The following is a 13,145-nucleotide window of genomic DNA, read 5'->3' as shown; positions in this document are numbered from 1 at the left end:
GGTCCCATTCGGCTTAGCCTGCCCTAAACATAGTGAAGGTTCTCGAAAACACCATGACCATCGAACTTACCGTCGTTCCCTGCCTGAGCGACAATTACGCCTATATCGCCGAGGACACCGCAACCGGAGCCGTAACTCTGATCGATGCGCCGGAAGCGGGACCGATCATGGAAGCGCTCAAGGCGCAGGATCTCAAACTCGACGGCATCCTGCTGACCCACCATCATGACGACCATATCGCGGGCGTGGCCGAGATCCGTGCCCGCACCGGCGCCAAGGTTATCGGTGCGGCGGCCGATCGCCATCGTCTGCCGCCGCTGGATGTGGTGGTCGAGCCCGGCAACCAGATCCGGATCGGGTCGGACGACGTGCAGGTGATCGATGTATCGGGCCATACGGTCGGCCATGTGGCTTTCTACTTTCCGCAATCGGGGATGGTCTTTACCGGTGACAGCCTGATGGCATGGGGCTGTGGACGCCTGTTCGAGGGCTCGCCAGCCCAGATGCTCGAAAGCCTGCGCCGGATCGCGGCGCTGCCCGAGGGGATCATCGTCTGCTCGGGCCATGAATATACCGAGTCCAACGGCCGGTTCGCGCTCAATCTCGAGCCCGCCAATCCGGCACTGAAATCGCGGATGCGCGATACGATGGCGCGGCGCGGACGGGGTGAACCGACAGTGCCCTCGACCTTGGCACTGGAAAAGGCAACGAACCCGTTCCTGCGGGCGGACGACCCCGACCTCTGTGCCGCTCTGGGTCTGCCTTCGACCGCCTCGGCACTCGATGTGTTCACCAAAGCGCGTCAGGCGAAAGATCAGTTCTGAGATCTTTCGGCCGCATCCGGTGCGGGATCGGCATCATCCCCCCGCGCCGCTTGCGCCTTGGCACGGCGCAGACGGATCGCATCGGCAATAAAGAACCGCGCCAGCGTCCCGTAAAGCGGCTCGGGCGAGACAAAACGGGCCGTGCCGTAGCCGATCATCGAGGCGGCCATGACCGGCACGATATTGCTGTGGCTACCCGTCATCTCGATTATGATGACAAAGGCGGTCATCGGTGATTGCACCACACCCGCAAAATATCCGGCCATCCCGAGGATCGACGACAGGCCGATATTGGTGCCCATAATCAATGCGATAGAGGACCCAAGGCCAGCTCCTACAGCCAATGATGGCGCAAAGAGCCCGCCCGGAATGCCCGAAACAGTGGCCGCGACCGTGACGATCAGTTTGCCGAAGAAGAAGGTGACCGGCAACGCCTCGCCCTCGATGGCGCTGCGCGCCTCGCCATACCCCGTGCCAAAGGTCGCCCCCGCAAAGGCGAAACCGATGATGGCCGTGATGATACCGCAGGCGAGCGCTTGCCAGAGGGAGCGGCGGAACCCGTTGCCATTGGCTTTCCAGCGCCGGATCCGGCGTGTGAGATTGATTACCAGCCGCGAGAAAAGCGCCCCAAAAAGCCCTCCCGTGACGCCGCAGACGACCACGAGCCCCAGATCGCGCGGCAGTTCGCCGATGGAGTCCGAGATGCCGAAATAGGTATAGTTGCCAAGGAGGCTGAGCGAGGCGACGCCCGCGATGATCACCGCCGAGAGCACGATCCCGTTCGTGCGCGACTGGTAGCTGCGGCTCATTTCCTCGATGGCGAACACGATCCCCGCCAGCGGAGTGTTGAACGCTGCGGCAATTCCAGCGGCGGAGCCTGCGAGGATCAGCCCCCGCGAATGCGCCATCCCGCCGATGCTCGCCGATTGCAGCATGATCGCCGAGCCGATCTGCACGGTCGGCCCTTCGCGCCCGATCGAGCCTCCCGAGAACAGCCCCAGCACCGTCAGGAAAATCTTCCCGAAGACAATTTTGAGCGACAACAGTGCCGTGCGCTCTCCCGGCTCGGTCAGCGATTGCGCGGCAATGGCCTGGGGAATACCAGAACCCGAGGTTCCGGGGAACAGGGTGAGCGACAGATAGGCGCAGAGCAGAAACCCCAGAGGCGTGATGATCAGGGGTAGCCAACTGCGCCCCGAGCCCACCGTGATATGGCGGAACAATTCCTGCGCATAGTCAGCGGCAGTGGCGAAACCGACCGAAATCACCCCGATCGCAATCGCACCGAGCCAGAAGATGAGGCGCGATTTCCACAGTCTGCGCGATGACACCATCGCACGGGACCGACGCAGCATAGCGTTTCGGGAAATTTTATATCTGCGCATATCCAAACCTTCGGGCTGACATGCCTCCCTAGTGCCCCGAGGTCATATGTTTCAACCCTCTTGTCATGAAAAATGCGGGCGAATTGTCGCAATCATGCTTATTATTGGCAAGGTGCCCTGCCCCACCGTCGGACATTGTCCGAGGCCAGCCCTGAACGCGGTGAATCAGCCCTCTCCCGCACCGCCTGTTTTTTAATCAAAAATTGTCGAAATTTTACGTCAAATCTTTTACAGCCTGTTGATTTCATGGACGCGATACCCCATTTTGGCAGCCCAGCTTCGGTAAAGGCCGTTTTGGTTACCTTCTGTTCACTTTTCCAGCAGAGCCTGAAACTTATCCGGAATTTGCATCAAGGGTCTTGAAGAGCGCGAATTTCCACCGAAGTTTAATAGTATGAGGCCAGGTTGGTGAGAGAGTCGTTCTGACGCGCTCGCCAACATAGGAAAGGAGCACCACATGCCTTCGTTCTCGACTACTTTAGAACAAGCAATCCATGGTGCGCTGGCACTGGCCAACGCGCGCCGGCACGAACTGGCGACGCTTGAGCACCTGCTGCTGGCGCTGATCGACGAACCTGACGCGAACCGCGTCATGCGAGCCTGCTCGGTCGATCTGGACGAACTTCGTCAAACCCTAACCGACTTCATCGATGATGACCTGTCGACCCTGATCACAGAGGTCGAAGGCTCCGAAGCGGTGCCCACTGCTGCTTTCCAGCGCGTGATCCAGCGCGCGGCCATCCATGTCCAATCCTCCGGCCGCTCCGAAGTGACCGGCGCCAATGTGCTTGTCGCGATTTTCGCCGAGCGCGAGTCGAATGCGGCCTTCTTCCTGCAAGAGCAGGAGATGACCCGGTATGACGCGGTCAACTTCATCGCGCATGGCGTGGCGAAAGACCCCGAATTCGGCGAGAACCGCTCGGTGACCGGTGCCGAGGAGGAAGAAACGCCCAAAGCCGATACCACCGCGCATCAATCCGAGCGCGAGGGCAAGGAGTCGGCTCTGGCAAAATATTGCGTCGACCTGAACAAGAAATCCAAGAAAGGCGACATCGATCCGCTGATCGGTCGTCATGAGGAAGTCGAACGCTGCGTGCAGGTCCTCTGCCGCCGTCGCAAGAACAACCCGCTTCTGGTGGGCGATCCCGGTGTGGGGAAAACCGCGATCGCGGAAGGCCTTGCCCTGAAGATCACCCGCGGCGAGACGCCCGATATCCTGAAAGGTTCGACGATCTACTCGCTCGATATGGGCGCCCTTCTGGCGGGCACGCGCTACCGCGGTGATTTCGAAGAGCGTTTGAAGGCGGTCGTGAAGGAACTCGAAGAACATCCCGATGCGATCCTCTTCATCGACGAGATCCATACGGTCATTGGCGCGGGTGCGACTTCCGGCGGTGCAATGGATGCCTCCAACCTGCTGAAACCGGCGCTGGCCGGCGGCAAGCTGCGCTGCATGGGCTCCACCACCTATAAGGAGTTCCGCCAGCATTTCGAGAAGGACCGCGCCCTGTCGCGCCGGTTCCAGAAAATCGATGTAAATGAGCCCTCGACCGCCGATGCGGTCAAGATTCTCATGGGGCTAAAACCCTATTTCGAGGAGCACCACGACATCCGCTTCACCAACGAGGCCATCAAGACTGCAGTGGAACTGTCGGCCCGTTACATCCATGACCGCAAACTGCCCGACAAGGCGATTGACGTGATCGACGAGGCCGGGGCTGCGCAACACCTGCTGCCCGATAGCAAGCGCCGCAAAACGATCTCTCCCAAAGAGATCGAGAGCGTCGTGGCCAAAATCGCGCGCATTCCCCCGAAAAGCGTGTCGAAAGACGATGCCGAAGTGCTGCGCGATCTGGAGAAAACGCTCAAACGTGTGGTCTTCGGTCAGGACAAGGCAATCGAGGTTCTTTCGGCTTCGATCAAGCTGGCGCGGGCCGGATTGCGCGAGCCCGAGAAGCCGATCGGTAACTACCTCTTTGCCGGTCCGACCGGTGTAGGTAAGACCGAGGTTGCCAAACAGCTTGCCAGCTCGCTCGGCGTCGAGATGCTGCGTTTCGACATGTCGGAATATATGGAGAAACACGCAGTCTCGCGTCTGATCGGCGCACCTCCGGGCTATGTCGGCTTCGATCAGGGTGGCCTTCTGACCGATGGCGTCGACCAGCATCCGCATTGCGTCTTGCTGCTGGACGAGATCGAGAAAGCGCACCCTGATGTCTATAACATCCTGCTGCAGGTGATGGATAACGGGAAGCTGACCGATCATAACGGTCGTCAGGTCGATTTCCGCAATGTTATCCTGATCATGACCTCGAACGCAGGTGCATCGGATATGGCGAAAGCCGCCATCGGCTTCGGTCGGGATCGGCGCGAGGGCGAAGATACCGCCGCCATCGAGCGGACCTTCACGCCGGAATTCCGCAACCGTCTGGATGCCGTGGTCAGCTTCGCGCCTCTGCCGCGCGAGACGATCATTCAGGTGGTCGACAAGTTCGTGCTGCAACTCGAGGCCCAGCTGATCGACCGCAACGTCCATATCGAGTTGACGCCGGAAGCCGCCAACTGGCTGGCCGAGAAAGGCTATGACGAGCGTATGGGCGCCCGCCCGCTGGGTCGCGTGATCCAAGAGCACATCAAGAAACCGCTGGCGGAAGAGCTGCTCTTCGGCAAGCTGACCAAAGGTGGTCTTGCGAAGGTCTCGGTGAAGGACGACGAGATTGTCATTGAAGCCGAAGAGCCCGGCAAGCCGCGCATCTCCGGTTCCAAGCCGCCGCTTCTAACGGCCGAGTGAGCCGCGCCCTCGCGTATCTTTTCGTTTCGGCCCCGCGCTGCGGGGCCGAAACCGTTTTGAGGGCTACCCTGATGGGTGCGAACGAACCGACCGGTACGTAAGCCCTTCCCTATTCCAATTCGAGATCCGTCCTCCAGCTGCCTTGATTGCCCCATCCGCAAACAGCCGATGACTGCCAGACCAAAGTCAGTTTCAACGATCCATAGGCTCTACGCCCATGGAACTATCGGCGATCTGCCTCCCTGATCTGCGGGTTTAAGGAAGGGCCGCCCCATTTCCCGGACCGTTTTTCGGCGGCGCTGAGGTTGCCTATAGGTCATGCTGCAGCCTTCAAATCGAGACCTTGATGGCCTCTTGGTGTTCTAGGATATCATCCACTTTCCTGTGCCGGTCTCAAACGCGTTCAGATAGACGCATTCGTAGTTCAGCGACCGCAAAAGCCGCGCGATCATCACGTTATCCATCCATCTGCCTCGCCCGTCCGCCGATATCTTCATAGTTGCGTCTGCGAGGATCTTCGTGAAGCGTGGGCTTGTGAACGGACGGCTTTAGTCCGTGTTGAATATCTCGGGCTTTCCATGCCGTGGCGGTTTCCTCCAAGGCCTGGATACAGAACTCCACGTCCATGGTATTCGACAGACGCCACGACAGAACCCGGCGCGTCGCCCTATCCATAATGGCGACCAGGTAACGGAACCCGCGCTGCATCACGATGTAGGCGATGTCAGCCTGCCAGACCTGATCGGGCCGCGTGTCTGGTAAATCCATATAAAATACATACACTTACGGATCTCCAGAGATGGCCGCGAGGTCCTGGGCCTTTGATAAACAGCCCGCAGATCCATCCTGGCCATGAGCCTTCGGACTCGCTTGCGCCCAACGCAATATCCTTCACCACGCAGATGCCGCCCCATCTGGCGGCTACCATAAAACGACCTCTCCATGAACTGCGCGTCGGCAAGCTTCATCAAGGCTAGGTTCAGCGGCGGCTCGGGTCTGCTCGGGCTGTAAAACGCCAAGCGGCTGAGCCCGAGCAAGGCGCATTGCCGCAGGATCGACAGCTCGGGATGTCGGGGAGCGATCATGTCCCGCCACAACTATACCCTCGCCGTCGCCAGCGGCGCTCGAAGCGGTGGCGCCACAACGGCTCGCCTCGCGCTCAAAAATCCCGCTCTACCACGAGCTGGCCGATCTTCGCATGCAGCTTCTCGATCTCGCCCTCGCTCGCTGCGGCCTTTCCCGAGAAGATCCCCGATATGCGCTTGGCGCTTCCATGCGTTGATTACCGTCTGATGCACGCCGTACTTAGCCACCAGATCGGAGATCGTTGCCTCATCGCGGATCGCCCCGAGTGCCACTTTCACCTTGAACGCAAGCCCCCATAGTTCTTCCGTTATCCAGCCATGCCGTTCCTCCTCGTCGTCGTTGACGGCAAGCTCGAGCCAGACTCTCCGGGTTTCGCGGGCCACCTCAACGACTTCCCCCTGCGCCAAGCGGTTACCCGTCTACCTCACGGGTTCTACTCGCGATGATCCTATAGAGACGCATCGGCGCCACAGGCCGGATCAGGCAGGCAGGCTCATCGCCCCCTTAGCGCTCGGTCAGTTTCAGCTCGATCCGGCGGTTCGCAGCGCGGGCCTCGGCACTATCGCCCTCTGCCACCGGACGGTATTGGCCAAAACCGGTCGCTGCAAGCCGCTCGGGCGGGAATTTCAGATCGTCGATCATGTAGCGCACCACCGAGAGCGCGCGGGCCTGACTGAGCTCCCAGTTGTCGCGGAACTGTCCGTTGCCCGAGAGCGGCACGTCATCGGTATGGCCATCCACACGGATAATCCAGTCGAGCTGAGGTGGGATTTCGGACGCAAGCTCGTCAAGAAGCGCGGTGACCTGCTTGATCTGCGCCTTGCCGGCATCCGACAGCGTGGCCGAGCCTTGCGGGAACAACACCTCTGAGGAGAAGACGAAGCGGTCGCCGACGACCTTCACGCCTTCGCGCCCTTGCAGAATCTTCGACAGACGCCCGAAGAATTCCGAGCGATAACTTGCCAGATCTTGTGCCTCAGCTTCGGCCTTCTTGCGGGCCGCCTCTTCCAGCGCGGCACGCCTTTTCTGCTCTGCGGCAAGCTGGGCCAGCGCGGAGTTCAGTTGAGTTCCCAGAGATTCGATCTGGCTTCTGGATGCGACAGACCGGCTCTGGCTGTCATCGAGCACTGCTTGCAACTGGCCGAGCTGCCCGCGAAGCGCAGCGATCTGCTGGTTCAATAACTCGACCTTGCGGGCGGCCTCTGTCGAAATCGACTTCTGATCTGCCAGAGCCTTATCCGCCACAGCCTTTAGCGCTGCCTGACGCTCGGCTTCGGTCAGCTGTTGGTCGAGCCTGCCCTGTAGATCCTCCCGCGCGGCCTGTGCCGCCGCCAGCTTGGTCAGCGTGTCCTCGGCTTGTTTGCGGGCCTCTTCCAAAGCCAGCGTCATGGCAGAGATCTCGTCGCCCGAGGATTGCAGCTTGGCGCGCAGATCATCGATCGTCGCCTGCGAGACACGAAGCTTCTCGTCAGATGCGTCGGCCTGCGCCTGCTGGGCGGCCAGAAGCTGGGCGACCTGCGCCTCGAAGGCAGTGATTTTCTCCCCTGCGGCATCCAGATCGGATTGCCGCTCCTTCAGCTGCCCCGTCAGATTGGCGATCAGGGTCGCCTGACGCTGGGCCGCCGTCTCGGCATCGGTCAGGCGGGTTTCGAGCGATCCAACTTTCTGGCGCGAGAGCGAGAGCGCCTGAGCCAGACCATCGACCGTATCATTAAGCGAGGCCAGCTCGTTTTCCTGAGTGTCGACCTGCTGGCGCAGCACCGATTGCACCACCATGAAAATCGAGAGCACAAAGATCACGACCAGAAGAAGCGCGGTCATCGCATCTACGAAACCGGGCCAGATATTGGTAGAAAAGCGTTGCCGCCCGCGCCGCGCCAGAGCCATCTCAGCTCTCCCGCGGGCGGGCGAGAATCGCGCGCGTCATCGCGGCGAAATCATGGCGCAGCTCGGCCATGCTCTCCTGGCGGCCCGCCGACATCTCCTCGAGAATCCGCGCCATCTGCCCATCCATCGAGCGCAGACGCATCCGCATCTCGGCGTCATTTTCGGCAGAGAGATCAGAGGCATAATAGGCAGCCATCGTCTCGAGCGCCATCACCAGCCTGTCCTGACCATCGGCCATGCGCTGCAGGCTCTCGGCCTGTGCGGCGCGCGCGGCGATCTCCGTATCAAGGCGCTCGGAGAGCCCTTCCATCACATGCGCGAGCTGGCCCAGACGCACATCCACCTGACGGCGCGAGCCCTCGCTCGAGGCAAAGAGCCCGTTGAGCTGGTTCATCTGCTCAGCCATATGATCGAGAACCTCGATCACGGCCGATTCCTCGCCGTCGCCTCCGGCAAAGCTGAGGCGGCTGATCGAGCTGATCCATTCCTCCAGCTCGCGGTAGAACCGGTTCTGGCCATGGGTCACGAACAGCTCCAGAAGTCCAACAATCAGCGAGCCCGCAAGCCCGAGGAGCGAGGACGAGAACGCCGTGCCCATCCCCCCCAGCTGCCCCTCGAGACCGGTCATCAGATTGTCGAAGACACTCAGCCCCGACTGACCGTCCTGCGGAGCCAGCGCGCGGATCGTATCGACCACGGCGGGCACCGTCGTGGCCAGCCCGTAAAACGTACCCAAGAGCCCGAGAAAAATCAGAAGCCCCGTAACATAGCGGGTGATATCGCGGCCCTCATCGATCCGCTCGGCCACCGATTCGAGGATCGAGCGGCCTGCAGAGGTCGAGATATCGGCACGCTGGCGTGCTCCCAAAAGAGCCGCCAGCGGCGCCAGCATTACCGGCGCACGCACATTGGGACGCCCTGGACGGTCAGCGGCAAAGCTCTCGAGCCAGCTGACCGCCTTGATCAGCTGCACCACCTGCCAGAAACAGGCCAGAACCCCGAGCACGAAGGTGATCAGGATCACCCCGTTCAGCCACGGGTTCGACAGGAAGATCGGGAAGATCCGCGCATAGGCGAAGACGGCCCCTGCGGCCACCAGCCCCAGAACCACCAGCATCATGAAGATCTGCCGGACCGGTTGAGAGAATTGCGCTTCGAGTTTCAGCTTGGACATGGGGAGGGGCCCGATTTACCTGTTAACTTGGCGTTGACCCTAGCCGCCCGCGCGCATTTGTCCAAGGGCTATCAGGAGATCAGGCGCATCCCGTCAGATGGCGCACTCTTGCGGCCAACCAGTCGAGATCGGGATCGGCGATGCCGAGTGTGCCCAGATGCTGCGCCGTATTGTAGAGGTAGTCGCAATTCGGGCCCATCCGGCCACAGGATCGGGCAATGATCCGCGCCTGTTCCTCGAGCGTATGGTGGCAATATTGGGGATTGGCGGGGTCCACCACATAGGTCACCGCCTCGACCACCCGCCCGTCGGCGAGCGCCACCGGCAGGATCCGCTCCTCATAGGCGCTCGAGACCAGCTCCCGATCACGCAGATAGGCCAGCACGTCCGCTTCCTCGCCGGCTTTCGCGCGCAACGCCACACCGGCACAGACGGCGTTTTCCTGTGCATCAAGCGCCAGCACCAGCCCCGGATTTTCCTCGGTGCCGCGATAATGGATGGAGGTCATGCAAAACGAACGGTGCCAGCCCTTGAGCCGACCAAGGGACTGTTCCGCCACCTCGAATCCCGGTTTCCAGATGAGCGAGCCATATCCGAAGACCCATAACGTTTTGTTCATGCCTCTGGTCCTTTCGTCTTTGGCCGAATAGAGAAAATACGACGAGCTGTGAAGAGGTGTATAATGCGCAAACTGGTAGGTCTCATCATCATTCTGTGCGTGGTCTTCGGTGCCTACTGGATGCTGGTATCGCGCGAGATCGAAACACGGGCCAAAGCGCTGATTGCCGCGGCCGAGGCGGCCGGATGGGGCTCTGCGCAGGCGGTGGCCGTAGGTGGTTTCCCGACCCGTTTCACCGCGAATTTCGAATCGCCCGAGCTGACACAGCCTGATGGTGGTTTCTCCTGGTCGGCCGAATACGCGCAGCTGAACGCCGGTGTGTTCCGCCCGACCGATATCACCATGAACCTGCCCGAAGAGGTGGATCTGGGCTATGCGGGTCACGATTTCACCCTGTCAAACCTGTCAAACCGGCTGGATGTATCTCTGGGTCTGGCCAAGACCCTGCCGCTGAATTCTGCGAAACTGGTGCTGGACCAGCCCGAGATCAGCGGCGAGAAGATCGATTTCGGAGCCAACCAGATTGTCGTATCGCTCCAGAAGGCCGAGGACAGCGCTGCAGCCATCACCGATCCGAACGAGGCCGACAGCACGCTCACCCCTGCCCATGCCTATAAGATCGGAATGGATATGGACGCCGTGCAGATCCCGCTGGATGTGCTGTCCGACCTGCTTCCGCAGGCCAAAGCCGCTGGTTCCTTCCTGGCCGACCAGATCGACCAGATCCATCTGGATGGCGCGGTGGGCACCGCGACACCGCTCGACAATAGCAGCCTCGAGCGCGCCCCTGCCCTGCAGACCGTCAAGATCAATGATTTCACGCTGGACTGGGATTCGAAACTGGTCACTGCCAAAGGTGCGCTGACCATCACCGAGACCGGTCAGCCCGAGGGCGAGATCACGCTGGGCACGCCCGACTGGCAGGCCTGGCTGGGCGTGGCGGTGGATGCGGGGCTGATCCCGCGCAACCGCGTGGATATGGTGAAACTCCTCGTGTCACAGATGGCAGGAAAATCGGGAGAGCTGGAGCTGCCGCTGACAATCCGCGCAGGACAGATGAAGCTCGGGCCCATTCCGCTGGGCGAGGCACCGGTGATCCAGATCCCCGACTCCGCGGAAGGTTAAAAAAGGGCCCCTCGGGGCCCTTTTCCATTACATCGTTTCGGATGGCTTCGGCTGGCGCCCGAAATCGGGCGCATCGGTATCCTGCCCCGCATCGATGATGCCGCGGCGGATCGCGCGGGTGCGGGTGAAATACTCGTGCAGCATCTCGCCATCACCAGTGCGGATCGCGCGTTGGAGCACGAACAACTCCTCGGCGAAGCGGCCCAGGATATCCAGCGTCGCCTCTTTGTTGGTCAGGAAGACGTCGCGCCACATTGTCGGATCGGAGGCCGCAATCCGTGTGAAATCGCGAAAGCCCGAGGCCGAATACTTGATGATTTCCTGATGGCTGACACGGCGCACATGGTCAGCCACACCCACCATCGTATAGGCGATCAGGTGCGGGCAATGCGAGGTCACCGCCAGTGTTATGTCGTGATGCGGTGCATCCATTGTATCAACGCTCGCCCCGAACCCCTCGAGATAGGCGCGCAGCAAGGCTAGCGCCTGAGGCTCGGTCTCCTCGGATGGCGTCAGCAGCCACCAACGGTTGACGAAGAGCGTGGCAAAGCCCGAACGCGGCCCCGATTGCTCGGTGCCGGCCAGCGGGTGCCCCGGGATAAAATGCACACCCTCGGGGATATGCGGACCCACGGCCTCCACCACGGCCTGTTTGACAGACCCGGTATCGGTAACGATCGCGCCCGGCTTCAGATGCGGGGCGATCTCGGCAGCAACCGCGCCCATCGCGCCCACCGGCACGCAAAGCATGACCAGATCGGCATCGCGCACCACCTCGGCCAGACTGTCACAAACCGTATCGACGAGCCCGATCTCGCGGGCGGTCTCGCGCACCTCCGCGTCGCGGTCAAAGCCCGCGACGGAACCGGCAAGCTTTTTCCAGCGGGTCGCATGCGCCACGGAAGAGGCAATGAGCCCCATCCCGATCAGCGCGACTTTCGGAAAGATCATGAGAGATCACCTGCCATGAACTGTGCCTTGAACTGGCCGATCAAATGGGCCACCCGGCGGCAGGACGGCTCGTCGCCCACGGTGATACGCAGGCAATGCGGCAGGTTGTAGCTGGCGACACGGCGCACGATAATGCCCTCGGATTTCAGATACTCGTCGCAGGCCTCGGCCTCGGCGGGCGAGGTGAAACGGGCGAGGATGAAATTCGCGGTCGAGGTATCCGACGGCACGCCCTTCTCGGCCAGCGCTTCGGCCAGCCATGCGCGCAGACGGGTATTGTCATTGCGGCAGCGTTCAAGCCAGTCCTGATCGCGCACGGCGGCCTCGGCGGTTTCCAGCTGCGCGGTGGACATGTTGAACGGCCCGCGCACGCGGTTGAGCACGTCGATAATGGTTTTCGAGCCATAGCCCCAGCCCACACGCAACCCGCCAAGACCATAGATCTTGGAGAAGGTGCGGGTCATGATGACATTGTCCAGACGGGTCGCGATATCGGCGCCGCCATCATAGCCTTCCACATATTCGGAATAGGCGGAATCGATCACCAGAATGGCCTGCTCCGGCAGCCCCTTGGCCAGACGCTCCAGCTCGGCGGGCGCGATCATCGTGCCCGTCGGGTTGTTCGGGTTGGCGATGAATACGAGCTTGGTATTCTCGTTGCAGGCCGCGAGGATCGCATCCACATCGGTGGTGCGGTCACGTTCCTTCACCTCTACCGGCGTGCCACCGGCGGCCATGGTGGAAATCCGGTACATCAGGAAGCCGTGCTCGGTGAACACCACCTCGGAGCCCGCGCCGACATAGGCCTGACAGAGCATGTGGATAATCTCGTCCGAGCCCACGCCAATGATGATCTTCTGCGGATCGAGCTTATAGACATCCCCGATGGCCTGACGCAGCCCCGCATGGTCGGTGGATGGATATCGATGCATCGAATGGGCACAACGCGCAAAGGCTTCTTTGGCTTTGTCGGACGGCCCGAACGGGTTCTCGTTCGAGCTGAGCTTCACCGCATCCGTGCGGCCAGCCACTTTGGACGCCCCGCCCTCGTAGAGCGCGATATCCATAATTCCGGGTTGCGGTTGAATTTGGTCATTCATGATGCATCTACCCTCATCTTGCGCCGTCTCTTTATCTGCGGTCCAAGCGATTTTCCAGCAATCTTTGACCAGTGTTCCGAATTGGCCGGATTGCGTGGGAGATGCCCCACATATTTATGAAAAACTAACTCAAGTTTTAAAATTACACCCCGCTTATCGCTCCGTCGTTGACAGATTTACGCCTCATTTAGAATTCACAACTT

The 13,145-nt window shown here is 60.9% G+C and carries 9 protein-coding genes and 1 pseudogene; 3 read left to right on the top strand and 7 right to left on the bottom strand.

The features are described 5' to 3' along the window. The first annotated feature begins 53 nt into the window (after window positions 1-53). Window positions 54-824 (top strand): hydroxyacylglutathione hydrolase, encoded by a 771-nt coding sequence (gene gloB / locus ABEB22_RS09020; RefSeq protein WP_406870122.1) that lies wholly within the window; start codon window positions 54-56, stop codon window positions 822-824. On the opposite strand, the gene ABEB22_RS09015 is transcribed toward gloB, so the two are convergent. Then, complete coding sequence (locus tag ABEB22_RS09015; RefSeq protein WP_339113227.1) at window positions 815-2,179, bottom strand: chloride channel protein; 1,365 nt, start codon at window positions 2,177-2,179, stop codon at window positions 815-817. The genes gloB and ABEB22_RS09015 overlap by 10 nt on opposite strands. A 487-nt stretch (window positions 2,180-2,666) precedes the next feature. Here ABEB22_RS09015 and clpA point away from each other — a divergent pair, with 487 nt between their 5' ends. Further along, a complete protein-coding gene (clpA, locus tag ABEB22_RS09010) occupies window positions 2,667-5,000 on the top strand; it encodes an ATP-dependent Clp protease ATP-binding subunit ClpA (protein ID WP_339113228.1) in 2,334 nt (777 codons plus the stop codon). Between the two features lie 383 nt (window positions 5,001-5,383). Here clpA and ABEB22_RS09005 read toward each other — a convergent pair. The 4 genes and pseudogenes from ABEB22_RS09005 to ABEB22_RS08990 form a co-directional block, all read right to left on the bottom strand. Next, a pseudogene (locus tag ABEB22_RS09005) lies at window positions 5,384-6,397 on the bottom strand (IS3 family transposase); the annotation flags it as partial. Window positions 6,398-6,590: 193 nt separating this feature from the next. After that, window positions 6,591-7,973, bottom strand: coding sequence for a peptidoglycan -binding protein (locus ABEB22_RS09000; protein WP_339113229.1), 1,383 nt, complete (start codon window positions 7,971-7,973; stop codon window positions 6,591-6,593). 1 nt (window position 7,974) lies between these two features. Next, window positions 7,975-9,147 carry a biopolymer transporter ExbB gene (locus ABEB22_RS08995; protein ID WP_339113230.1) on the bottom strand — a complete coding sequence of 391 codons (1,173 nt, stop codon included), beginning with the start codon at window positions 9,145-9,147 and terminating at the stop codon, window positions 7,975-7,977. Between the two features lie 79 nt (window positions 9,148-9,226). Beyond that, window positions 9,227-9,766 carry a gamma-glutamylcyclotransferase gene (locus tag ABEB22_RS08990; protein ID WP_339113231.1) on the bottom strand — a complete coding sequence of 180 codons (540 nt, stop codon included), beginning with the start codon at window positions 9,764-9,766 and terminating at the stop codon, window positions 9,227-9,229. 63 nt (window positions 9,767-9,829) lie between these two features. Between ABEB22_RS08990 and ABEB22_RS08985 the strand changes: the two genes are divergently transcribed. Next, window positions 9,830-10,891, top strand: a complete 1,062-nt coding sequence (locus tag ABEB22_RS08985) for a DUF2125 domain-containing protein (protein WP_406870121.1) — start codon at window positions 9,830-9,832, stop codon at window positions 10,889-10,891. A gap of 27 nt (window positions 10,892-10,918) precedes the next feature. Here ABEB22_RS08985 and ABEB22_RS08980 read toward each other — a convergent pair whose 3' ends face one another. Together ABEB22_RS08980 and hisC are read right to left on the bottom strand one after the other, a co-directional pair. After that, complete coding sequence (locus tag ABEB22_RS08980; RefSeq protein ID WP_339113233.1) at window positions 10,919-11,842, bottom strand: prephenate/arogenate dehydrogenase family protein; 924 nt, start codon at window positions 11,840-11,842, stop codon at window positions 10,919-10,921. Then, window positions 11,839-12,942, bottom strand: a complete 1,104-nt coding sequence (gene hisC / locus ABEB22_RS08975) for a histidinol-phosphate transaminase (protein ID WP_406870120.1) — start codon at window positions 12,940-12,942, stop codon at window positions 11,839-11,841. The genes ABEB22_RS08980 and hisC overlap by 4 nt, the downstream gene beginning before the upstream one ends. Window positions 12,943-13,145 lie beyond the last annotated feature (203 nt).

Origin of the sequence: Thioclava sp. 'Guangxiensis' (genome assembly GCF_045348365.1) — a bacterium.
Taxonomy (GTDB): domain Bacteria; phylum Pseudomonadota; class Alphaproteobacteria; order Rhodobacterales; family Rhodobacteraceae; genus Thioclava; species Thioclava kandeliae.
This window is presented reverse-complemented; position numbering and strand designations above follow the sequence as displayed.